Here is a 25,113-nt window from a genome sequence, read left to right on the forward strand (position 1 = left end):
TTATTCCTCATCTAAATTGTTGTACAAATTCTATTAACTTGTCTTCTTCAAAGCTTTTAGCTAATTCTATCAAGTGATTGGCAAAAGCTGCATAACGCCTATCCATTGCTTCCAGCTTCTTAGCGCGCTGCTCAATAGTGAGGAGTTCACCTTTCATAGCTAAATCGAACAAAACTGCAACTTCTTCGGAAGGGGGAGCAATTATTTCTTGGGGTTGGATTTGGGAAGGGGGCGCACTGAAGATTCCTTGAGAAGTAAAAGTTGTTTTATCCTCATAAATCCATTGCAAATTTAAATGGTGGCCCAAGCATTCTAATAACTCTTCTGCCCGAATTGGTTTAAGGAGAAAAGCGTTGCAACCAGCTAGACAACTTTCTTGGGCATCAGAAGATAAAATGCTCGCAGAAGTTCCAATCAAAATTACATTTTTTAAGTGAGTATTTTTTCTTATTTGCCTTACCGCTTCAAAGCCATCCATTACGGGCATTACTAAGTCTATTATAATACAGTCTGGCTGAAATAATAGCGCCTTATTCACGCCGTCTTGACCATCGCTGGCTTCCATCAATTCAAACCCAATAGGGGCTAAAAGATTTACGAGTACAGACCGGTTTTCCCAGCGATCATCAACGACTAAAACTTTCTTTTTAGGGCCAGAAAAACTCTTGATAACTTTTTCAGTTTCTTTTTGATCATCTTCCCAGTTTTCAGGAATAGGCAACTCTAAATCAAACCAGAAAATACTGCCTTTCCCTGGAGAGCTTTTAACTTTCAGTTCACTACCCATCATCTCAACTAATTGCCGACTAATTGCTAACCCTAATCCTGTGCCCTCTGTTTGGCGAAATGACCCGCTGGTTTGCTCGAAGGGCAAAAATATTTTTGATAATTCTTCAGGTTCAATGCCAATCCCTGTGTCTTCTACTTGAAAACGAATTTTTGCAGTTAGGGCTTGCTGCTCGGCGATTGGTGATGACAAAGATTGCCCAGTTTCCAATCTTTCTACTTTAAAAGTAACGCCTCCTTTATCCGTGAATTTGACGCCATTGCCGAGTAAATTGATGATAATTTGCCGTAATCTTTTTTCATCGGCGCGGACGCAAATGGGAAGTGTAGTGAGCGGTTCGTAAATTAAAGAAATCCCCTTTTGTTGAGCGCGGACGTGGCAGATTTCAGCAATACCTTGAAGGAAGTCAGACAAATGTAAATCGCTGAGGTAGAGTTCCATTTTCCCAGCTTCGATTTTGGAAAGATCGAGAACATCATTAATCAGAGTTAACAAATGTTCGCCACATCGGTGAATAATTTCAACTCCTTTATTTTGCTGTTGATTTAAGTTTTGATCGCGTTTAAGGATTTGAGCATAACCCAAAATACCGTTGAGGGGGGTGCGAAGTTCGTGGCTCATGTTGGCAAGAAATTGGCTTTTAGCACGGTTTGCCGTTTCTGCTGCTTGTTCGGCTCGCTGGCGCTCTTTTATTTCTACTTCTAGGCGGGCATTTTTTTCTTGTAATTCCTGCGTTCGTTCTTCTACTTTTCCCTCTAAATTGTGGTTATATTCGGCTAATTGTTGGTTAGCTTTTTCTAAATTTGCATAGAGTTGGGCATTTTCTAGGGCAATAGCAGCCTGTGCTGACAGCATCCGTAACACTTCCACTCGCTTCTGGGTAAAAGCGCCCGCCGTCAGATTATTTTCTAGGTAAAGAATTGCGGTAAGTTTGCCTTGATAGATAATCGGCGTACACAGGATAGATTTTGGTTTTTGTTGGGTAATGTAGGAATCGGTATTAAATATTTCTTCGCGGCTGGCATCGTTTAGCACTACATCTTTTTGAGTTCTAGCAACATAATTTAGCACTGAGAGAGGTAATTTTTGAGTCGTGGAAACAGGCAAAGATTGCAGCACTTGGACTTCATCTTTATTCCCCGCTGCTTCGATGACAAATTGACCTTCTTTTGGCAAAATCAGCGCACCCGTTTGAGCACCGGCATTTTCGATCAAAATTTTCATTAACTTATCGAGCAAGTTTGGGAGAATAATTTCGCCAGAAATTGCCTGTGAAGCTTTCATTACGGTTGCTAAGTCTAAAGCCTCGGAAATCCCCGCGCCTGTAGCCGTAATCGTTCCCTGGAGGGTTTTGAGCGTCGCCTCGCCTGTGTTGCTGCTGAGCTTTTGGTTGAGGATGCTGGCGAGTAATTGCGGATATCGTTCCTCTAAATCTTCGACTTTAGCTTTAGCACCCCAGCGAATATAGCCATAGTAAGCATCCGTCATATAAGTTTTAGCAATCTTTTCTCTGCCAAGGAATAACTGAAACTCTGCTGCCAATTCATTCGCTAAAGCTTCTTCTTGAATATATTCCTGCTCTTTTGCTCCTTTAATTGCTCGTTCGTAATAATCAATTGCTTTTTCATTCTGCCCCAACACCCGCGCTTTTTCTGCTACAACTAAGTCATGCTTATGCTGGCAATTCATCGGAGCATGAATTGCCCATTGTTCCATTTTTTCTTGATTTTTATCCACAATATTTAAGTATTGTTCTCGTTCGCGCTCTGAAACATTGGGAGATTGAGCTAAAACTGCAAGAGAATAGTAGAAATTGTGTTCCGCATCTATTATCAAACCGCGCACGCCATCTATATACTTTTCTGCTAAAGCGACGTTGACAACAGATTGCTCGTAATCTTTAAACAAATAAAATCGCATCGCTTTGGACAGATAAATCATAAAAATAAACATATAATTATTGGTGGCAAGCGTCGATTGCAAAATCTCTTCTTCATTCAGTATTTCGCCATTACTGAGGCGGTATTCTTCCTGGGATGCGTCGAGTAAATGTAATGTGATTATTCGCAACGACTTGACGTAAAGACTGTGCAAGCTTTGTTTCAATTTCAGCATTGAATCGAGGTGTTGCGCTTGCTTCTGATTTACAAAGTCTAGCGGTTCCCCAGTAAAAAATATGTGCTGACAGTAGTATAAAGAGTTATAGCCATTCCACTCTATATCTCCGTTTTCCAGCGCGGTTTGAGCCGCCTCCAACATTGGGGCTACGGTTTCCCTAGCGTGTTCTTTCCAGTGTCTGACATGACCGTTAAAGAGAAGGCAAACTTTACCATAAATCGAGCGAGCGTTAAATTGATCGACTAGCTTCATCCCTAGTTTCCCAAATCGATATCCAGCCTCAACGCCTGTCGGCGAACTGCACAACAGAACACCATTAAGCGCATATCCAACTGCGGCGCTCGCAGAGTTCCCGTATTGAATACTCAGCTTGAGCATTGTAAATGGAAACTTTGGAAATAAATCAGGCTTTACAGTATAAGCCGCCGGAGCAGTTATCATTAGTATCCTCATCGCCGCTAGGAGTTCGGGAGAGGTCATTTCTGGCAGATCGGCCAACTCCTCAAAATCGATTTCTCCAGGTGGTTCTTCAGCAAGGGATACGCCCAGCATATCGAGAACTCGCAGCGCGATATCTACTGTTTTTAGCTGCTGGTTTTGCTGGGTACAAAACAGCATTTGCAGTTCTTGAACCCTGACGCGATCAAGAACAGTTTTTGCGTGCTCTAGCACTACTTCAGAAAGAATTTCTGCCCGCTCGAAATTGATGTTTAGGTATTCCGCAGCCGCCGCTTCTACATACAAGTCTAAAGTCAAATCGTACTTGGTTTCCCAGCTATTTTTCTCTAGGAGTTCTAGCCCCACAGTTAAATACTTAACGGCAGTTTCATACGCCGTTGCTGCTTTGGCTTTCTGTCCGGCTATAAGATTGAGCGACGCCAGTTCATATTTTTCTGAAACAGTGGTCAGTAAGTTCGTGCCGTAATTCAGTTGGTTGACTAAAGCAAAGATATTTTCTTTTCGCTCTTCTGCTGTCGTATTTTGCAGCAAGAGTTGACCGATTTTTAGGTGGGTCTGTTTTTTCTGGTCATCGGGAATCAAAGAATAAGCAGCTTGCTGCACTCGGTCATGTAAAAACTTGTAGTCAACTTTGACATCTGTTAAGCTCAACCCGCCCGATTCTTCCTGGCTGAATACAAGTGGAATTTTGTACTCATTGCTCAAAGGCAAAATCAACCCAGCCTGAAGTGCTGACCACAACTGTGCTGACGTAACTAAGGAAGATTTCTCATTGACAACGCTCAAAACTTCTAAGTTAAAGGTGTTGCCAATACAAGCGGCTAGTTTTAAAACGTTCTGTGTATCTTCTGATAATTTGCGAATATTCCGAGCGACCAGTTCAACCACATTTAAGTCGGTAATACCAATGGCTTGAATTTGCTCAAGATTCCACTGCCACGCCGCTGAATATAAGTCATAAATCAACAAGTCTTCTTGATAAAGTGTCTTCAGTAATTGTGTTAAAAAGAACGGATTTCCCCCCGTTTTATTGAATAGTAATTCCGCTAGCAGCTTGGAATTAATTGCTTCATTTAAGGTATCGGCAATTAATGCTTCGATGTCAACAAGTTGTAACGGACTGAGTACGATATTATTAACCGTCGCACCTGCTTGTTGAATTTTTTCAATGGTTTGAATCGTCGGATGGGTGGGATAAACTTCGTTATCTCGATAGGCACCAACCAGTAATAAATATTGGCTATCAGTATCAGTTATCAACAGTTCGATTAATTTCAGCGATGCTAAATCTGCCCACTGCAAGTCATCCAGAAACACAACTAAGGGATGTTCTTTCGTAGTAAATACGCCGATAAATTGTTTGAATACTCGACTAAAACGGTTTTGCGATTCGGTTGCACCGAGTTCTGGTATAGATGGTTGTTTTCCTATAATTAATTCTACTTCGGGAATCACATCAATGATGATTTGTCCGTTCGCACCTAAAGCGGATAGCAGTTTTTCTTTCCAAATCTGGATTTCGGCTTCTCCTTCGGTTAGTAGTTGCAAGATTAAGGACTGGAAGGCTTGAATCAGAGAAGCGTAGGGAATGTTGCGCTTGAATTGATCAAATTTCCCGGCGATAAAATAGCCCCGCTGTCGCACAATTGGTTTGTGGACTTCATTCACTAAAACGGTTTTGCCGATGCCAGAATAGCCAGAAACAAGCATTAATTCAGTGGTACCACTGGCAACGCGATCAAAGGTTTCGAGAAGTGCAGTTACTTCGGTGGTGCGACCGTAGAGTTTTTGCGGTATATTTAATTGCCCTGCTTTATCTGCACTTCCAACAATAAAATCGGAAATCGAGCCGCTAGATTTTAGATTTATTAAGCAGGTTTCTAAGTCAAATTTTAGCCCTTCAGCGCTTTGATAGCGGTCTTCTGCATTTTTTGCTAATAATTTCATCACAATCGCTGAAATTTGAAGCGGGATTTCGTGATTTTGTTGATGAGGGGGAATGGGTGTTTTGGCAATGTGGCTGTGTACTAATTCGAGTGGATCTGTGGCTTGAAAAGGTAACTGTCCTGTGAGAATTTCATAGAAGGTAACACCAAGTGAATAAAAGTCAGTTCGGTAGTCTATTGTGCGGTTCATTCTGCCGGTTTGTTCTGGCGACATATAGGCAAGTGTACCTTCGAGTAAGTCTGGATGCGAAAGTGCTGCGTTTTCTTGTCCTAGGCGTGAAGCGATGCTGAAATCAATAAGTTTAACTTTTTCTGTAATTGGGTTGATAATAATATTTTGGGGTTTTATATCTTTATGAATAATGTTATTTTTATGCAGTTCTGCTAAGGCGCAGACAAGCTGGATGGCAATAGAAATAAACTGATATGTTGCAAGTGTTTTCCCATTCATCCACTTGTTAATAGCCTCCGAATTTGAATCTTCTAAAATTAATGCTAAACCATTTTCATAGTTTTCTAAACTCAGAGGTTTGATAATGGTTTCTACGTTCAAGCTGTGCAGAATTTGATATTCGTTTCGTAAGCGGGTGATGTCAGAAAGAGTGGGATATTCAGCTTTTAAGGTTTTGATGATAACGCTTGAAACTTCGGAGTCTTTGCGGGCACGATCCACACAGGTTCTGACTCCGTTGTGGAGGGTTTCAATGAATTGATAGCCGGCTAAATTGATAGTCATTGTTATTTTACTTTTCATAATAGAATTGACGGTGAGAACAAGGATATTTTAAAAACTACTTGTAAAGAAGTTGTTTGCTGAACAGTTAGAGTGTTTTTTAGCAGACCGTTTCTTTTCTAGGAAACAGTAGAAGAGTTAAGGGCAGTAAGTCAACAAGGTTTCTCTATAGCTAAAAGTCGGCTAGGGGAAAAAGGTTGTACTTGCCTTTACGGGACTCGTACTGATTTATTTAGAATGTACTTAAAACTATAAAAAATATCAAAATGTAATAAAATTTAATTTAGATGCTAGTGGTTACTCTCTTTGCATAAATTGGCTACTGCTTATACAGACGTTATTTAATTATACTTTTGTATCGAAAATCTATAGAAAATTTAACATTTATTTTTGCCAAATAATTTAAAAAACTTCCAATGACTTTAACAAATCCGCTTTTGTAGAAAAATTTTATAGTTATAAAACTACTATAAAACTGTAATTTGTTTTAAATTTATGCTCTCTGATCGCTTTAGGGTAGAGGGCATACATTTTAACTACCAAGGGCTGCCAATCATTGTAAAACCTGACCAATAATAAGGATGAGAAAGTGAGCGACTATTTTTAAGATTTAAAGATGGGGGTAAAACAATACCGCCACGAGTATCAGAACCCCGCAACTCGCCATTTTCAATGGTAACTTTTCCGCGTAACATTGCAAGCTGCGCCTCACGCAACGCCTCTGCTTTAATGGGAGTCGCACTTAAATGATCATAAAACTCATTCATTAATCCCAAAGTTCCCTCATCACTGACATACCAAAGCGACGCCAAAGCAGACTTTACTCCAGCAGCAACTGCCAAACCGGCAAACCCTAATTCTGCTTTTTCATCTCCCACTGCTGTACGACAAGCTGACAAAACCAATAACTCCACCTGCGGAGAATTTAAACGCAACTGTCGCAGATCATCCAGGTTTAATTTATCATCCCATAATTGAATAAAAGACTGTTGTAAATCTCCCCTTTGGAATTCTGCATGAGTTGCTAAATGCAATATTTGATAAGGATGGTTTTGGCGTTGGTCAACAATATTATTGCGAGTAAAGGCTTCATTTAAAAATGCTTTTCCTCCTCGTTCTTCTGTAATTGTTTCTAACTCTAACGGTACTGCCGGCAAAGCATTAAGACTCTTAAATTCCGAGGCTCCAAAAGCCAAAACAGGGGAGCTTTGGATGGCTTGATATCGCGTATCCATCAAGCTGACAGAAGGAATTAAGCCCATGCTATATTTTTCGATTAAAAATTGTTGACCATCATTAAGAGCCGCTACCGGCAAAGTTCGCAACCCGCTGTCCATACTAAACAGCAATGTGTTAACTTTATTCGCTTGCAGTTCTTTTTCTATTGGGGCAATTAACCAGTTATAAAGCTGCTGGGATGGCTTCATATAACTGTTAGTATTTCGGGTTTTAGGATCTGTCAAAGCATTGGTAAATTGCCATGCTGTGAGCAGCAGTTGTTCTTTTGGTGCTTGGGGGATGGTATGGCGCACCGGCTCGCCTTCTGGGGTGAACAAAATTAACTCTAATTCATTTTCAAGAGCCGTCACATAAATAATCGCTGAACGGTTGCCGGTTTGTTCGGCAATTTTGCTTAAAGCATTGCGAATACTGTCAACTGTCACGGGTGCAGTGGGGGCATCTTTGCCGAGATAACTTGAGTATTCTTCTGTGCGGTTTTGCTCTAATTTTTCGATAGCTTGGTTGGTGTTACTTGCCAAAGCATTTTGGCTTCCACCGCTCATAATATTTAAGCCGGTAATTTTTCGGGCTATACTTTCAGCGCTAGTTTTATCTGGCAGAGTGGTAAAAACTTTGCCCGGTTTGGAGGCTGTATTTTCATCAATATTTAGAATATTTCCGCCGCGTAAATTGCCGCCAGAAAGCATTTGAGCAGTGTTGATGCCGTTTTTGGCTTCGAGGTTTATAATGCCGGTTGTTCCCTCACCGGCAACGCTTTGAACAATGCCGGCATTAATTGCACCGGCACGGCTGGTAATATTAATATTTCCACTATTTTGTCCGGCAATAGAACTCACATTTCCCACCGTGACATCGTTTTGTGCTTCTAAGTTAATATTGCCGCTATTTGCTAATTGAGAAATTGAGGAAATATTGCCGGTTGTCAATGCTCCTTGTTGACTGGTGGCTGTGATATTTCCTGAGCCAGTTTTGCCTTGAGTTTCTAAATTGCCGGTGGTGACATTTCCTTGAGCCGCAACATTAATATCGCCCGAATTACCATTTGTTGAAATTGAAGAAATATCGCCCGTTGTCACGGTTCCATTGCTGCTTGTAACGCTGACATTTCCGGCGCCGGTGTTGCCGGTTGAAGAAACATTGCCGGTGGTAACATCGCCGCCCGCATCTACAGAAATATTGCCACTATTTCCTTGTTGAGAGTTAGAAGAAACATTAGCAGTGATAACATTTCCCTGAGAATCAACAGTAATATTCCCAGAACCGGCAGAGCCAGATGAAGTAATATTTGCACTATTGATATTCCCAGAAGTGGTAAATGTATTGAGTTGAATATTTCCAGAAGTGCCGTTAGGTGCGAGGGTTTGAATATTAGCAGTGTTAATACCGGCACCACGACTAATAATCGTCACATCGCCGCTTTCTAAATTTCCATAAGTAGTAACATTATTGAGTGCAACATTTTCAGAAGCTTCTATTCGCACATCCCCGCCGGTGCCTTCGGATGAATAAGTTTGTAAATCATTTCCTGCTGTATTAATGGCACCATTATTACTGGTGATATTAATATTTCCGCCTTGCGTTGCGCCTTGAGATTGAATACTGTAGGCAGTGCCGGTGAAATTAATATTACCAAACGCATTAACTGTCACCGAGCCGGCACGACCTAAATTAGAATAAGATTCAAGTAAACCCGCGCTATTAATTGATCCATTATTGCTAAGAATAGCGATATTTCCGCCGTTGCCGGTGCCTTTTGCGTAAGAACTAATTTCACTAGTATTAATATTCCCCGCCGCCGTCAAACTCACAGCACCTCCATTACCAGGATTAGGAATATTTGCATTTATACTCTCTTCAACGGGATTGAGAGCAGAAGATACCAAAGAACCGGCAGAAGTATCAATACCTCCATTGAGACTATTTAATGTAATATTTCCCCCGTGTAAACTATTACTATAGCTAGTAATGCTTGCCGTATTAATGAAACCATTTGCTGTTAAATTGACGGCTCCTCCTGAACCAGAATTAGAGGAAGAAGCAAGCAATCCCCCTGTGGCATTAATATCCCCATTACTACTTGTAATAGTGATTACACCTCCATTTCCCGTGTCTGAAGAAGTCCAAATATAACCTGTTTCAATGTCTCCCCTCGCGGAAATGTTGACATTTCCTCCCTGATCAAAAAATGACTCGCCTCTCAATTCATGTGCAGTGGTATTAATTGTCCCATTTATGCTAGTTAAATTGATATTTCCACCTTTTCCCAAAGCAAAAGAAACGATACGTCCGGTGTTAATATCTCCTGATGCAGTAAAGTTAATTTCGGCTGCATCCCCGCTAGGAGAAGAAGCATCTATCTCAGCAGCAGTTGTATTAATAGAGCCGGAAATACTTGTTAAAGAAATGGCACCAGAATTTGTAGAGCCAGTCGTTGAGATGTTATTTTTTAATGTAATATCCCCATTCGCTGTCAGCGAAAAATTACCGCCGCCAGAAGTAGAAATTCCCCCCATTGCCGGAATTCCTCCTAAGGTTACTCCCCCAGATGGAGAATCAAAATAAGCGCCATTACTGCCGGTTTTCGCGGCTAAATTTGTGGCATTAATTCGTAGGGGTTCAGTAGCTAAACCAATTCCGCCACTACTGAGGGTTAAAAACCCCGCATTTCCCGCAGAAATTAAAGAGTTTGGTGAGGCACGAAATACATTTCCGCCACTGGCATTTACTTCAACTGAGCCGGTGGTATTGAGATCAGCCAACGTGATATTTCCTACTTCTGAAAGCGTACTTAATTGAATTAAAATATTACCAGTACCGCTATTTAAACTGGTTCCTGGCACCATTGTAATATTTGCTGTTCCTGGTTGACGCCGGTTGATATCTGCACCCTTATCATTTGCTTGCAAATAGATATTGCCCCCACCCGCAGACGTATCAATATTTGCATTAATATTAATATTCCTTCCCGCTCGCAATTCTAAATTTGAAATACTGCCAGAAACAATTGGTTGATTAATGCTAATATCATTGTGTGCTTGCAAAGAAACAGAGCCAGAAGACGAATTAATTTGAGAAGCATCGGCACTGCTGTCACTGTCAGGATTGGGTGTTAAAATATCATCACTTCCACCAGGAGAAATATTGAGATTTCTTGAACCATTGAAACTGCCGGCAAAAATACTCCCAGCATTGGAAGCAATACTAATTTTACCAGGCGTACCACTAGCAGAAGAAGCATCTAAATTACTTGCTGCCAAATTGACATTGCTGCTATTGCTAGTCAGGCTAATATTCCCCCCTTGCAGCATACCAGAAGTATTAATATTTCCTACAGTTAATAACTGTTCTGTAGTAATTTGAACATTTCCGCCATTTCCCGTAGAAGACGAAGCATTAATAAACTCAATATTGGCAGTGCCGGTGGTGCTATTTACAGTAATATCGCCCCCTTCGCCACCATTTCCAAAAGCCATAACGGCGGTATTAACATTTCCTGTGGCTGTAATATTTACATTGCCGGCATCCCCATTAAATGCTCCATTACTGACTCCATACAATATAGTAACATCCCCACCGCTATTGATAGTAATATTGCTAGATTTTCCTTCGGTTACCTCCGCATAGACAGTTTCTGTTTCAATATTTCTCCCCGCATTTAAGTTAATTTCTCCGCTTTTTGTGCCACCCGTAGAAATAAAATAAGCACTTAAAATATCACCAGCGGCTGTAATGTTAATATTTCCACCTTCGCCGTTTATAAACCCACCCTTGTTAGCAATTCCATCTCCATCAATAAGATTAATATTTCCCCCACTATTGAGGTTAATATTCCCCCCTTGACCGTTCTCTGCGCGAGCGTCAATTAGATGTGATATAATATTTCCAGCAGCATTTATATTAATATCACCGGCTCTTCCCTCGGCAGAAGAAGACGATACTTTATCACCGGCAGTTGTATCAATTAAACCCGCCGTTGTTGTTAAACTAATATTGCCCCCACTGCCAGTAGAATTATTTTGGGTCAAAACATTATTAGTTAAAATATCACCACTTGCATTAATTGAAATAGTGCCACTATTTCCTATGTAAGAACTTGCATCTAAAATACCCGCAGTTGTATTTACCGTACCCCCACTATTGATAGTAATATTGCCTGGGGTGCCGGTTGGCGTTGGTGCGCTATTTTGTGGAGTTTCTTCATAATCGGGTATAGTTAGAATAGTATTTCCTGCCAAAACCGCACCATTTGTTGTCACATCAGAGGTAGCATTTAAACTAATATTACCGCCTAAGCTTACCTGGGAATTAGAACTTAAATTCCCCGTAGAAATTGCCCCATTGGTAGCATTTAAACTTATTGAAACTCCCGCCGCTGTCGTCGAACTTGTATTAATATTCCCCGCCGTAATATTAGCCGCTGAAATCGTTAAATTTCTGCCTTCTGCTGTAATTGATTGGGTGGTATCCATTGCAAAAGCACCCACACCATTATTATCCGCATCCGCCTTAAAAGAAATTGCCCCTCCAAAGGGAGAAAATGTTAAAGAAACCCCATTATCCAGCGTAATATTATTCGTCGCTTCTAAACTTACGGTGCCGGTGATTGCTTCCAAATTTGTCTTAGAAATTGTAAACGTAGAACTCGAACTATCACCAAACAAAATTTGCCCATCTGTTAACTGCGAATCATCAGCACCCACCCCATCAACAATCGTAATATTTTCGGGATCTAAAAGCAAATTTCCCACATTGCCATTCACCGCACTTAAATTAACATTGCCGCGAAAAATTAAATTTTCTTTTCCCGAAACTTCCACAAATCCGCCATTTCCAGAAAAAGCACCCCCGCGAGCACTGATATTTCCAAAAAATCCGGTATTTTGATTGCCCCAAACCATCACCCGTCCGCCATTTCCGCTTTCAATAGCATCTGCTTGTAGCGTAGAATTTGCATTAATTAATGTGTTTAAAGCATTGGGAACATTTCCTAAACCCCGATAATCTCCACCGGCTAAAATTGTCCCCCCGCCATGATTTCCAGAAACATTAATTTTGCCATCCACAACCGCCACATTGTTGCCTAAAATATTAACAGTTCCGCCTTGTTTGTTGTCAGCAGTTATCACAGAACCGCTGGCAATTGTTGTAGCCGGCAAATTAGGAATAGTTAAATTAGCATGAGTTAAAATCGCCTCGCCTTTTTCATTTACTCTTAAAGTATTTGCACTTTCAAAAGGAGAACCTGTCAGCAATTGTGGTAAAGAAAGTGGGTTAAATTCTGTGCTATTAGTAGCATTCGGTGTAATTTCTAAATTTAATATATGACCGGCTTGAGAAATCCGCACGCTATTATTACCAGGAATTGCCGAAAGCGTAATATTTCCCCCTGGCGAAGAAAGGGTGCCGGTGTTAATTACATTTCCGCCTAATAACGTTAAATTTGAACCCGGAGTTAAGCTTAAATTGCCCAAATTTACAATACTTCCAGGTTGGGAAACAGCAAAATTAAACCCCGCAGGAGTCCCCACCAAAGCTGTATAATTATTATTGCCAATGGCATTAAACAAACCCTGATTCAAATTAATGCCAGCCGCCGTAGTCACAGTAAAATCTGCCGGCACATTTAAAGCCGCATTTGGCCCAAAAACAATCCCCGCCGGATTCATTAAAAATAAGTTAGAATTTCCCCCCGATACTTGAATTAAGCCATTAATATAAGAAGCATCTCCGCCATTAATTCTGCCCAAAATGTTACGGATATTAGGATTAGAAATAAAATTTGCAATTTGTCCCTCACTGAGGTTAAATTGCGTAAAACTGTGAAAAAGATTTGCACTATCTCCAGAAAAACTACCGCCGGTGATATCAAATGAATTATGATGAGGAGAAACTACTGTGCCGGTGCCATCATTTGCCGGTTGAATAGGTTGCGCCATTGCCGGCAAAACAACACCCCCCACCAGGGTAAAAATCGTTCCCCATTCAAAGCTTTTAACAAAGAAAGATTTTAAAATTTTCATGTTGTGCTGCTCACAAAAAATCAATAAAACACCTAATCAGTTTGTTTATAAATAAGCTTTTCCGCTTCTCCATCAAAACCAGGAATAATAGCTGCCTTACTGAAGAATTAGCTAAATTAAAGCTTATGAACAGATGCACACCATAAAATAAATTTATTTAATTATCTCATATGCCAAACTAATTGTCACTATCCCCAATAAACTAAAAACCAGAGAAAAATCATTGTGTAGCCTTAGAACCGTGAAATAACCTTATAAAAACTCTGGCAAAAAAACACACCAAGCCACCGCCGGATCGAACGGCCCCACTTGTGTAGCTACAATTAAGACAATTCGTCAATGCCGGCAATGGCGCGAAAACCATGACCACCCTGTATTGCACTCAGAAACACCAAAATCCCGACACAAACCGTTTTTGCAGCCAATGCGGCGAAAAACTAAACATTCCCACCCCTACAAAGCGTTATCGCATCATCCGCGAACTCGGACAAGGAGGCTTTGGCATAACCTATTTAGCCGAAGACAATAACCGTTTCAAAGAACTCTGCGTTTTAAAAGAATTTGCCCCCCAAATACAAAACCCCCAAGCGCTTAAAAAAGCCGAAGAACTCTTTCAAAGAGAAGCCGGCGTCCTTTATCAACTGCAACATTCCCAAATTCCCAAATTTAGAGAACTTTGCTACGAAGTTATCAACAACCAAGAACACCTCGTTTTAGTACAAGACTATATCCCCGGAGAAACCTACCGGCAAATTCTTTATTCCCAAAAAACCTTTAGCGAAAATCAAATTCTCAACTTCCTGCATCAAATGTTGCCGGTACTGCAACATATCCACGCACACGGAGTCATTCACCGCGATATATCCCCCGAAAACATCATTCTTAGAACCACAGATAAATTGCCAATTTTAATAGATTTCGGCGGAGTAAAAACCGCCGCCATTTCCGCAATTTCTGCCGCCAATCAACCCCTAAAATTCTCAACCCACATCGGCAAACCCGGTTACGCACCCGAAGAACAACTCCAACACGGAAAAGCCTATCCCAGCAGCGATTTTTACTCGCTTGCAGTTACCACCATTGTCTTACTTACCGGCAAAGAACCCAAAGACCTTTTTGATAATTATAATGCCAAATGGCAATGGCGAAAACATACAAACATCAGCCCAGAATTAGCAGTAATTTTAGATAAAATGATCAGCAGGCATCCGGCAGATCGATATCAAACCGCCAGAGAAATTTTGCAAGCCTTACCACCCACAAATATTGCCCCTCAAAACAACAATTCCACTCAAATAAAAACCTTAGTTGTCGCACCGGCAGCCCCCCAGCAGCAAGCCGTACCGATACCTGTCGCCCCACCCCCAACCCCAGCACCCCTAAAGCTTCCAAACTTCAACTTCTTACCCATAATCTTTGCACCCTTCCACTGGACATTAAAATTAATCAGTAAAACAGCCTTCCTTAGTGCCGGCGTTTTATTACTAGCTGGAATCAGTGCCTGGGCTGGGTATAAATTAGTTTCTTGGACACCACCAACCTTACCGAAAATATCCAACACCAGCACAGAACAACCGCAAACCTTACAAGCACGACTAAAAGCCCTCAACCTCTCCGAAGTGCAATTTTATGCAATGGTAGACGCAGAATTTTATCAAAAACATCCAGAACTCAACAAACGCCTATTAACAAACAAACCAAAAGACGAAAAATTGCGTCAAGAATGGGTAGAAATTGCCGAAAAAACTCTCAAAAAACTCGAAGAAAACAACTAGCCAATATTTCGTTTTATAGAAAGAGATTTACACCAGCATTTTAATGAAAAAAACCTCCCCTCATCTCCCCCTATATGCCCCAGCTTTTGTCAAGAGATCCTGATAACCTATCAAAAAATAATTATAAAAAATCCCCTCAAACAAATATAATCAATAGCGACAGACAAAAAGCTAGAAATAGCCTTAACTTGGTGTGAGGAGAACAGCAAATGAAAAAATACCCTTGGATGGCATTACTAACCGGCCCAGTAGTAATAATCAGCGCCGCAATATTAGCCGCCACAACTGCCACCGCCACAGAAACACCCGGACTGCAACTAGCACAAACCGAACCCAGCATCGAAAACTTCCCCAGCGTAGGCGACCTCAACAACCCCACCCCAGAAGCAGAAGACGCAATGGGACAACTGCGTTCTGTCAACGAACTCTCCGACGTGCGACCCACAGACTGGGCCTACGACGCCCTGCGAAACCTGGTAGAAAGATATGGTTGTATTGTAGGCTACCCTGACCGGACATTCCGAGGCAACCGTGCTCTCACTCGTTACGAATTTGCAGCCGGTGTAAACGCCTGCCTAGAAGCCATCACAGCCCAAATACAACCTGGAAACAACTTCGTTACCCGCGAAGACCTCAACACCCTCGAACGCTTATTAAACGAATTTCAAGTTGAAATAGCCACCCTACGCGGACGAGTAGACTCCCTCGAAGCGCGTACCCGCGAACTCGAAGAAAACCAATTTTCCACCACAACAAAACTGGCCGGTGAAGTCATTTTTGCAGCCACCGACGGCATTGGAGAAGGCAGCAACAGCGTCCCCTCCCTACAACAAAGGGTACGTTTATTTCTAAACACCAGCTTCACCGGCAGCGACCTCCTCGTCACCCGTCTGCAAATGGGGAACAGCCAAGCCCTCGACCACAACAACCGAAACAACGGCATCCCCAATCAATTCACCACCAGCGAAGGCTTCCAAACCCATCAAGTCTTCGGCAACACCACCAACAACGTCCTCCTCGACTGGCTATCCTACACCTTCCCCGTCGGTGACAAAATTAAAGTCACCCTCGAAGCCACCGGCGGCGTCTTCGACGACTTCACCCCCACCCTCAACCCCCTCTTTGAAAACTACGACGGCGGAAGCGGTTCCATCAGTACCTTTGCCCAACGCAACCCCATCTATCGACTTGGTGGCGGACAAGGTATCGGCATCAGCTTCAAACCCAGCAGCCAACTTGAACTAACCGCCGGCTACCTCGCCTCCGAAGGTTCCTCCCCAGTCCCCGGTAACGGCTTCTTTAACGGCAACTACTCAGCCTTGGGCCAAATCACCTGGACACCAAGCGACCGCTTTGGAGTAGCCTTCACCTATAACCACGCCTATTTCGGCCCCGGTAGCTTTGGCTTTGACAACGGCGGCGGCAGCCTCGCCACCGGCAACCTCCCCTTTGCCGGAACTGCGGTTGCCAACACCATCGGTGCCAACAACCCCGTCACCAGCAACTCCTACGGCGTACAAATGGCCGTCCGAGTCAGCCCCCGCTTCCAAATTAACGGCTGGCTTGGCTACACCGATGTTTATCTCCGCGATAGCGACGCCAACGGCAAAATATGGAACGGCGCCATCGCCTTTGGTTTCCCCGACTTAGGCAAACAAGGCAACTTGGCCGGTATTGTCGTCGGCGTTGAACCCTACCTCAAAGAATTAGATGGTTTGCAAAACTCTTTTGCCACCGATGTTCCTTTGCACATTGAAGCGTTTTATAAATACCAACTCACCGACAATATCGCCATCACTCCGGGGGTTATTTGGTTAACAGCACCCAACCAAGATAACAACAATAACGATGCCGTGATTGGTACCCTCAGAACCACTTTCAATTTCTAAACTTTTTGCTGGCCCAGTTATGCTGCGTTCCTCTGCGGTTTATTTTTAACCGCAGATAAACGCAGATGTTCGCGTTCGCGTTAGCGGCGCGTAGCGCTAGCGTCGCGTTAGCGAAACGCGGATTTATTAAAAAAGTTAAAATCTTACAAATTTCTCTTGCTGAAGTTATTTTTTTATGGGAAACTAACTTCAGCTTAGGAAACTTCACCGGCACGACGAACCGATCTGGAAGTCTTAGCGAAAGCAACCCCATTGAAAACTATAATTTTACCGTTAATCAAACCTCCGATTTTATCTTAGGACTCCGCAACCTCACCGCCGATGCTGATGTAAGCGGAGGACGCGCTTTAAACAATAATGGATTTATCGAATTTGACGAAGAAATAGATACATCTGAACAACAAGGAACAGTTGATGAATCTCTCAATCTTAAACTTACCCCCGGCAATTATTTAGCTAAAGTTTATCTCTTTGAAGACGGGAAAAATACACCTGACAATCTCGACTTATCCTTAAATTTTTTGGCGACTCCCACCCAAGCTTTAGGCAAATCTTTGGCCGGTGCAACAAATGTAGGAACCTTAAACGGAATTGATCCCCTCACCGGCACCCTAAACAACGCCAAACCAAGCGATATTTACCGCTTCAACTTAGACGAAAACCGCGACTTTAGTATTTTCTTAGATGGAGTGGGCAATAATACAAACCTGCAACTTATCCAAGACTTCAACAATAACCAAATAATTGATAGCGGCGAAGTCATTAACACCGCCACAGCATCTTATACAAATAGCGGTGTTATTGCCTATAACCGGCACCTATTTTGTGCGTGTCCAATCGCCAACCGCAACCAATTATAACCTAAGTTTAGAAGCCCCAGGCAGCGGAAACACCGGCAACAAATTCGTCCCCGCAATTTCTGCCAATAAAAGCATCCAAGACGAATTATTACTTTCAGCGAGTTTCAATTCTTTAATTCCGGGGGCTGTTCTTTCTGAGTACCAACTAAACGATGTTGTCGAAAATCAGCAAGTCATTATTAGCTTAACCTCTACAAAATTTGACCCAGCCTTACAACTAATCAACACATAAAACGGCCAACTTCTTGCCCAAACCAATAACAGTAATGGCACAAATGCAGCCATTATCTTTACAGTTTAGCCCAACAGAAATTATCGCTTTTTAGACACCAATTTTGCAGGATAATGCAAAAACACCGGCGCATTTAACTTAACCACAACTAGCTCAACTCTCAGCGGAAACCTTGGTTTAGGTCAAACCCAGAACGGTGCATTAGCAGCTAGTGATTTAAACAATGATAATAATTCCAGCGACTTTTCTAGCTTATTCGAGTCGCGTGTACATCCGCTTATTTTTTGAGCCTCAAAAACTTTGTAACTCTTACTAATTCTAGCCCACCGGCCTAAATTTCCAACCACTACCAAATCCACTTGATACAATTGTTTCAGCCCTTACATCGCCCAAATTAAATGAAACCTGTTTTTTGCACTCAAGGACACGAAAACCCCACCGGCAGCCGGTTTTGCCTCCAATGTGGCGAAAAACTCAACCCTGCCAACACCGGCATCCTCAGTCAAGGAATGATTCTCGGCGAACGTTACCGCGTGCAGCGAGAAATAGGACGAGGTGGCTTTGGACGCACATATTTAGCCGAAGACATCAACCGCTTTAACGAACATTGCGTCTTAAAAGAATTTGCCCCCCAAGTTGCCGGCACCTACGCCCTCCAAAAAGGACAAGAACTCTTTGAAAGAGAAGCCGGCATATTATATAAACTCCAACATCCCCAAATTCCCCGCTTCCGCGAAATGTTTCGGGCAAACTATAACAACGAAGGACATTTATTTTTAGTTCAAGACTATGTAGAAGGACAAAATTATCGCACCCTCCTCCAAAACCGGCGCGTTCAAAATCGGCTTTTCACCGAACCCGAAATCACACAATTTTTTATCCAAATTTTGCCCGTTTTAGCCTACATTCACAGCCAAGGCGTCATTCACCGCGACATATCCCCAGACAATATCATCTTAAGAAATAGTGATTTATTACCCGTATTAATCGACTTTGGCGGAGTCAAAGAAATAGCAGCCAACCTGCAATCAGAATTTGTTGGTACCCAACCAGCCACCCGCCTCGGCAAAGTCGGATACGCCCCTGACGAACAAATGCAAATGGGCAAAGTTTACCCCCACAGCGATCTTTATTCCCTCGCCGTCACCGGCCTAGTTCTCCTCACCGGCATCGAACCCCAAAACCTCAGAGATCCTCAAACCCTACTTTGGAACTGGCATAAACACACAACCCTCAGCCCCACCTTTAGCGCCGTCCTTGATAAAATGCTGGCCTACCGCCCCGGAGAACGCTATCAAAATGCCGGTGAAGTCCTCAACGCCCTACAAAACTTTTCTACACCCACACCCCAACCACAAAACCTCACTCAAAACCTCACTCAACCCATCGCCCCACAACAAAAGCCGGTGGCCAATATTTCCCCCCAACCCAAAACAAACTCCAACGGAAATTTATTAGTTATGGGTGGCATAATTGTAGCCATGACAAGTATCGGATTATGGGCCGGCAACTATTGGGTAGACAGCCAACGCCAGCCAAATAATACTGACAATATCACCCCAGACAATACCGACATCTCCAGCCAATTTTCCCCCCAAGAACAACAGCGCAAAATTGCTTTGCAACAGCAACGAAAACTTTTACTAATTGATTATAAATTTTACGTCCAGTTAGTAAATCAAATTTACTTTGACCAATATCCCGAACAAAAAGGCACTACCTTAACTGATAAGCCACAAGACGAAACCTGGCGCGAGAGATGGGATAACATTGCTCAAGAAACGTTAAAAAAACTCCAAACAATAAGCGAACCGGCCCGCCGACGAATGGGAAGTTATAAGCGCAGCGATCCAGACCGGCGCAAAATCGAAATTAACAAAAAATTCCTCGGCAGTCGATCCCTCAATGACTTAACCGATGTAAAATTTTTCAGCTTATTTCCCGAACAAAGAAACAACCAGAATTTTATTAATACACCCATTGGTCAAGTATGGCAAGCCATTGCCGAAGAACAAACACAAAATATCTTAAACGGAACCGCAATAGAAGAAATAAAATTTCAAGCTGGCACCACCAGCACAGCCCTTAACGACACTCTACAACCCGCAACCGGCAAAGCTTATATTGCCAAACTCAATAAAAATCAATTCATGCAATTAAATTTAGAACCACAACCAGAAATACAACTTTCTATTTACCCACCCTCCGGTAAAACCCCACCATTATTGCAAGACTCCCCTCAATTAAACTGGTCTGGAAAATTACCCGAAAACGGTTATTACGAAATCATTATTGTATCCCAAGCCACACAGCCAGTTTCCTACCAACTCACCCTCAGCGTCACCAATAGCGCCCCCTAAACCTTACCAAAAAAACACAAAAGCAAAAAAATTTCAGGCATTTTTCGCCCCCAAACAACAAATCTCTGCCCTCTCTCCGTAATTTTACTGAGTCAGTCGGCCCGGAACTCAGCTAATATCGTAAAAGTCTGGTAAAGTACGCAACTCAAAATTACGGTAATTAAGGAGAATTGCTATGCTGCTCATTCGCGCCGAAGACTTAGAAAGCGTTGGTATTGCCTGTGGTACAGCCACTCAACTCACTTTTCAAAATACCAGCTTCACCAAAGGCCGGTCATTCGCAAAAAGCGAACGTCAAGCAGCTATTACAACTTGCAACCAGTATCTTAAGGCAGATATTTTATGCCTAATTGTGGAAAATCCAACTCACTTTACCCTCTGGCCCGAAAAAAAAGATGTCAATCTTTCCTCACGAGACTCCGCCCTTTCTCCTAGCAAAGCCAGTAAATATCAAAATACTTTGACATCCCCCACTTCCCAAGCAAAAAACTCTCGCTACCACCAAACCAATTTAATTAACCCAGAAAATAATTACCATCCCTCTGCATCCCGCTTTGCACAAAATAAGCATTAATCAATTGTGGTTGGTCATTTGTCAATTGACAAAAGACAATTGACCAATGACAATTGACCCATAACAATTGACTCTTGACTATGTTTTTTCCCATTCCCCTCGGCACTACTTTACAAAACCGCTACTGCCTAATAGACTTAAACCCCCCGGAAAAATTTTACCGCAGCTATTTGGCCAAAGACCTACAACAGCAAAACCAACTGTGTACTGTCCTCGAAATAACAACCCCCGAAATAGCAGACCGGCCAGCCTTTAAAAAGCAATTCCAAGACGAAGTAGAAAACCTTTACCGTCTGCGACACCCCCAACTCCCCAAAATTTACAGCAGCTTTGAAGAAAACGACCGGCTTTTTTTAATCCAAGACTATATCGAAGGCAAAAGCTATTCTCGCCAAATTAAACAGCAGCAAACTCCTTTGAATGAAGCAGAAGTCATCCAAATATTACTGCAAATTTTGCCACCGCTAGAATATCTCCACACTTTCGGTTTCACTCACGGCCAAATTTCTCCAGAAAATATTATTCAACCGGCCAGCATCGGCAACCTGACGCCAGAAACAACACTTTTGCCGGTGTTAATAAACTTGAATTTAGTCCCCCAACTCCTTCACCGTTTACTCCCAGACAACCCCGAAACTTACCCCCAAAGCGATGTCGGTAGAGACCTTTATGATCTTGCCATCACCGCCACCACTTTCCTCACCGGCATCCCCTATCCAGAATTAATCGATAAGGCCGGTCAAATGCGTTGGGACTGGCAAACCCTCACCCCCATCAGTATTGAATTTGGGCAAATTCTAAATCGCAGCCTCAGCTACCAACCAGGAGTACCCTACCACAGTGCCAGCGAATTACGCCACGCCCTACAAAAATTATCTCAGCCCCCCCAACCCACACCCCAACTTTCCCCTCAACCGCGCCCAAAAAAGCCGACAACTGTTGCTCACAAATGGGGAAACCCTTGGGCATATTTATTCAGCCTGCTTTTAGTAGGAGGCGTTGGCGCTGGGACATGGGCTGCATTGAATTTATTACTTAATCCTAATTTTCCCCCCATCCCCACTTGGCAGATGCCAGGGAAAAGCACATCGAAAGCCACTCCCTCGAAGATCGCCCCCACCCCACTACCCTCACCCACCACTTCACCGGTTGTCTTAAAATTATCTCCCCAAGGAAAAACCACCCTAGAAGGCAGTCTCAAAGATCAGCAAAGCATTATTTATAAAATTTCTCTAAAAGCCGGTCAGCAGTTAAATGCTTCCCTCGCTGACAAAGCAGTGGCGATGACAGTTCTCAATTCCAACCGGCAACCCCTAGACGCCCAAGCATTACAAGTACAGCGCTATACAGCCCCATTGTTTTCTGGAGGCGATTATTTTATTCAACTGGTGCCGGCCTCGAATACCCCTCAGTCGAAATATAAACTAGATGTCAATATAAACAATTATTTTCCCAAAAAAATCTGCCAAGAACCATCAAACCTTAAAGCAGAAAATTGGTATCCAGTTTTTGTAGACTACACAAAACAAAACTTAGAAACAATACAATCAAAATATTGCCGCAACACCTTTATTATTCCCGCCACAGCAACAACCGGCCCCTCAGTACAAGTAGCAGCATTTGGATCAGTTGAACAAGCAAAAGCCTTTGCCGAATTAATGAAAACCCAACTTGGTAGCGCCCTGGTTGGCAAACCAACAAAAACCCCAAAAATATCCTGTAGCGACGCTTCAACGGGGAACGAAAAAACATGGTATCCCGTGTATCTGGAATACAGTAAAGAAAAATATGATCAAATTCTCTCTTATTGTCCCACAGCATCCGTAACAGACAGACCGGCCCGCCAAGGCACCTATATTGAAGTGGCGGCATTTTTGGATCGTTCCAAAGCAGAACAACTCGCGGCTTTTATTAATCAAGAAATCGGAGGAGCAGAACTTGGAGAAGCAAGCAACCGGAATGCAGCAGAATCAAATGCAGAAAAATAAACCATTCATTTGTCAAAAATCACTACTAAATCTATTGTCTCGTTCCTTCTCCTCTTGTCTTGCGCTGGCGGAGCCGGGTGGTAGTTGTCACGAACGCCTTCATAGAATAGGATGATGAAGCGGTTTCCGTGGAGCAGGTCAAATATGGATAGCTTGGGGAATGAGTCATTTTCCGGTCAAAATAAACGATTCATGTAAATTCATTCAAATTAAGGGGGCGCAATCTATAAAAGTCCCTATAAGGGATTGAAAGCACAGGCAACAGCAATGAGTGACAGCATGGCATTTGTAGCAGGCGCAGCCGTTGCTGGGATTGCGGCGCTCCTCTTGTTTCGCGGAACTGGTAATCCGCTAGAAAATTCTCCACCTCCCAATTTAGTACCGTCCCCTCCGGCGGCGGTTCAGCCACAACCTACACCCCTGCCGGTGCCGACAACACCGACACTCAATCCGGTGCTTGAGCAGCAACGCCTTGATATAGAAAAACTCAAAGCTCAATTAGAACAGCAACGCAACGATGCTGAGCAGCTACGCCAACAACTTCGCAATCAACAAATAACCCTTGAAGCGGTGCGATCACAGGCATCCGTCAATGCGTTAAACCCGCCACCAATCGCGCCACCGGCACTTCCGACCACCCAACCACAGCCGGCAAATAATTCTTCAATTGGTTCGGCAATGTTGTGGGCGCTGGCCGGCATGATTTTAACATTGGTGATTGGCATTGTCGTAGTGGTAGCTTTTGCCTTATTTGCCCAGCAACAACGGCCCAGCCGTACAGTGCAAGTCATTCAACCCATGCAGTATCCCCCTTCGCTTCCGGCCAGACGCCGGCAACAGTTTCAACCACCTCGAATGCGAGATAGCTCTGAGCGTTCGCTTCGCTATCGGGAGCGATTTGATACAGAAGATTTTGAATAATTTGTCATTTCTAAAATCTAAAAAGTGTGTTAGTGAAATGCCGGCCAAATAAAAAGCCTCCCCTGATTTGGGGGAGGTTTTTTTGTGTCAAATTTTCGCTACAAATTTCTAAAAGTTGGTTGGTTTCGAGTCACCAGTCACCTGTAAGCAGTCACTAATCACCAGTCCCCAATTAAGCTTAGAAATTCATTTCGGCGGCTTGGACTTTCTCGACTTGTTTCTTCTTCAAAACCAAGAAGATTTGAGTAATCGTCACAATGCCAAAGAAAGCTAATAAACCTTGAATGCGACCAGAACTTTGCAAGACAATTTCGGTGTCAATTTGACCAAAACCGCCAACGTTGGGGTTAGCATTTAAAGGTGAACCGGCAGCAATTTCTTGCCCTTCAGAAACCACCAACTCAGGGCCGGCGGGAACGTTATCAACAACGGTTTTGCCATCAGCGGTTTGAATGCTGACTTGATAACCGCCTTCTTCTTGCTGGGCAATTTTGGTAATTGTACCGGCAGCAGAAGCGTTATAAATTGCATTGTTGGTTTTTTCGCCGGTGGGATAAATTTGACCGCGACCGCGATTTCCGCCAACGTGGATAGGATATTTCCCGTAATGGATATTTTTATCGGTTTCGGGATTCGGAGACAGCACCGGGAAAATTAATTCTTGGTATTGTTCACCGGGGAGAGGGCCAATGATAACAACGTTATCTTGTCCTTCGGCGTAAGGTTGATAATAAAGCCCTTCGATTTTTTCCTTCATTTCTTCAGGAATGCGATCTTCGGGGGCAATTTTAAAGCCTTCGGGTAACATCAAAACGGCACCGACATTCAGGGGCCCTTTGCTACCATCGCCCAAAACTTGCTGGTTGTTGGTGTCGTAAGGAATTTTAACGACGGCTTCAAATACGGTATCTGGCAAAACTGATTGAGGAACTTCAACTTCGGTGGGTTTGGCACCGAGGTGGCAGTTGGCGCAAACAATGCGACCGGTTGCTTCGCGGGGCGTTTCTGGGGCTGTTTGCTGCGCCCAAAAGGGATAGGCAGCAGCGGACTGAGGCAGGGCTAGGTCACTGGCTAAGAAGATGACGACAGTTGCAGCGGCGAGTAATACGCTTTTGACAACGGCCTTATATCCCAGCAACATCACCGACAAACGAGTTCTTTTCATCTCTAAAAATGGCAAGATTTCAGCAATAACGGTCAAATGATTTG

At 43.0% G+C, this 25,113-nt stretch carries 11 protein-coding genes; 8 read left to right on the forward strand and 3 right to left on the reverse strand.

Going from position 1 to position 25,113, the window contains the following annotated elements:
• Window positions 1-7 precede the first annotated feature (7 nt).
• Both NG798_RS14215 and NG798_RS14220 read right to left on the reverse strand, forming a co-directional pair.
• Window positions 8-6,046, reverse strand: coding sequence for a hybrid sensor histidine kinase/response regulator (locus NG798_RS14215; RefSeq protein WP_261224026.1), 6,039 nt, complete (start codon window positions 6,044-6,046; stop codon window positions 8-10).
• Window positions 6,047-6,579: 533 nt separating this feature from the next.
• Window positions 6,580-13,305, reverse strand: a complete 6,726-nt coding sequence (locus tag NG798_RS14220; RefSeq protein ID WP_261224036.1) for a CHAT domain-containing protein — start codon at window positions 13,303-13,305, stop codon at window positions 6,580-6,582.
• Between the two features lie 362 nt (window positions 13,306-13,667).
• Here NG798_RS14220 and NG798_RS14225 point away from each other — a divergent pair, with 362 nt between their 5' ends.
• From NG798_RS14225 to NG798_RS14260, 8 genes are all read left to right on the forward strand, one after another.
• The gene (locus NG798_RS14225; RefSeq protein ID WP_261224038.1) at window positions 13,668-15,080 is read left to right on the forward strand and encodes a serine/threonine-protein kinase; all 1,413 of its coding nucleotides are present in this window, start codon (window positions 13,668-13,670) and stop codon (window positions 15,078-15,080) included.
• Between the two features lie 209 nt (window positions 15,081-15,289).
• Window positions 15,290-16,969, forward strand: a complete 1,680-nt coding sequence (locus tag NG798_RS14230; protein ID WP_261224041.1) for an iron uptake porin — start codon at window positions 15,290-15,292, stop codon at window positions 16,967-16,969.
• Between the two features lie 65 nt (window positions 16,970-17,034).
• A complete protein-coding gene (locus NG798_RS14235) occupies window positions 17,035-17,829 on the forward strand; it encodes a hypothetical protein (RefSeq protein WP_261224043.1) in 795 nt (264 codons plus the stop codon).
• On the forward strand, window positions 17,795-18,061 hold the full coding sequence (locus NG798_RS14240; RefSeq protein WP_261224045.1) for a hypothetical protein: 267 nt from the start codon (window positions 17,795-17,797) through the stop codon (window positions 18,059-18,061). Before NG798_RS14235 ends, NG798_RS14240 begins: the two co-directional genes overlap by 35 nt.
• 398 nt (window positions 18,062-18,459) lie before the next feature.
• Complete coding sequence (locus NG798_RS14245) at window positions 18,460-20,421, forward strand: serine/threonine-protein kinase (protein WP_261224047.1); 1,962 nt, start codon at window positions 18,460-18,462, stop codon at window positions 20,419-20,421.
• A gap of 175 nt (window positions 20,422-20,596) precedes the next feature.
• A complete protein-coding gene (locus NG798_RS14250; RefSeq protein WP_261224049.1) occupies window positions 20,597-20,995 on the forward strand; it encodes a hypothetical protein in 399 nt (132 codons plus the stop codon).
• Between the two features lie 80 nt (window positions 20,996-21,075).
• Window positions 21,076-22,983, forward strand: a complete 1,908-nt coding sequence (locus tag NG798_RS14255; protein WP_261224408.1) for a protein kinase — start codon at window positions 21,076-21,078, stop codon at window positions 22,981-22,983.
• 267 nt (window positions 22,984-23,250) lie between these two features.
• Entirely contained in the window at window positions 23,251-23,904 is a 654-nt protein-coding gene (locus NG798_RS14260; protein WP_261224051.1) for a hypothetical protein, read from the forward strand.
• A 178-nt stretch (window positions 23,905-24,082) separates the two neighbouring features.
• Here NG798_RS14260 and petA read toward each other — a convergent pair whose 3' ends face one another.
• Window positions 24,083-25,069 (reverse strand): cytochrome f, encoded by a 987-nt coding sequence (gene petA, locus NG798_RS14265; protein ID WP_261224410.1) that lies wholly within the window; start codon window positions 25,067-25,069, stop codon window positions 24,083-24,085.
• Between the last annotated feature and the right edge of the window lie 44 nt (window positions 25,070-25,113).

The organism is Ancylothrix sp. D3o (assembly GCF_025370775.1).
GTDB lineage: Bacteria > Cyanobacteriota > Cyanobacteriia > Cyanobacteriales > Oscillatoriaceae > Ancylothrix.

Coding starts and splice junctions, on each gene's coding strand:
- NG798_RS14250 (WP_261224049.1), top strand. CDS start 20,597: ATGCTGCTCATTCGCGCCGAAGACTTAGAAAGCGTTGGTATTGCCTGT.
- NG798_RS14230 (WP_261224041.1), top strand. CDS start 15,290: ATGAAAAAATACCCTTGGATGGCATTACTAACCGGCCCAGTAGTAATA.
- NG798_RS14215 (WP_261224026.1), bottom strand. CDS start 6,046: ATGACTATCAATTTAGCCGGCTATCAATTCATTGAAACCCTCCACAAC.
- NG798_RS14235 (WP_261224043.1), top strand. CDS start 17,035: ATGTTCGCGTTCGCGTTAGCGGCGCGTAGCGCTAGCGTCGCGTTAGCG.
- NG798_RS14255 (WP_261224408.1), top strand. CDS start 21,076: ATGTTTTTTCCCATTCCCCTCGGCACTACTTTACAAAACCGCTACTGC.
- NG798_RS14260 (WP_261224051.1), top strand. CDS start 23,251: ATGAGTGACAGCATGGCATTTGTAGCAGGCGCAGCCGTTGCTGGGATT.
- NG798_RS14245 (WP_261224047.1), top strand. CDS start 18,460: ATGAAACCTGTTTTTTGCACTCAAGGACACGAAAACCCCACCGGCAGC.
- NG798_RS14225 (WP_261224038.1), top strand. CDS start 13,668: ATGACCACCCTGTATTGCACTCAGAAACACCAAAATCCCGACACAAAC.
- petA (WP_261224410.1), bottom strand. CDS start 25,069: ATGAAAAGAACTCGTTTGTCGGTGATGTTGCTGGGATATAAGGCCGTT.
- NG798_RS14220 (WP_261224036.1), bottom strand. CDS start 13,305: ATGAAAATTTTAAAATCTTTCTTTGTTAAAAGCTTTGAATGGGGAACG.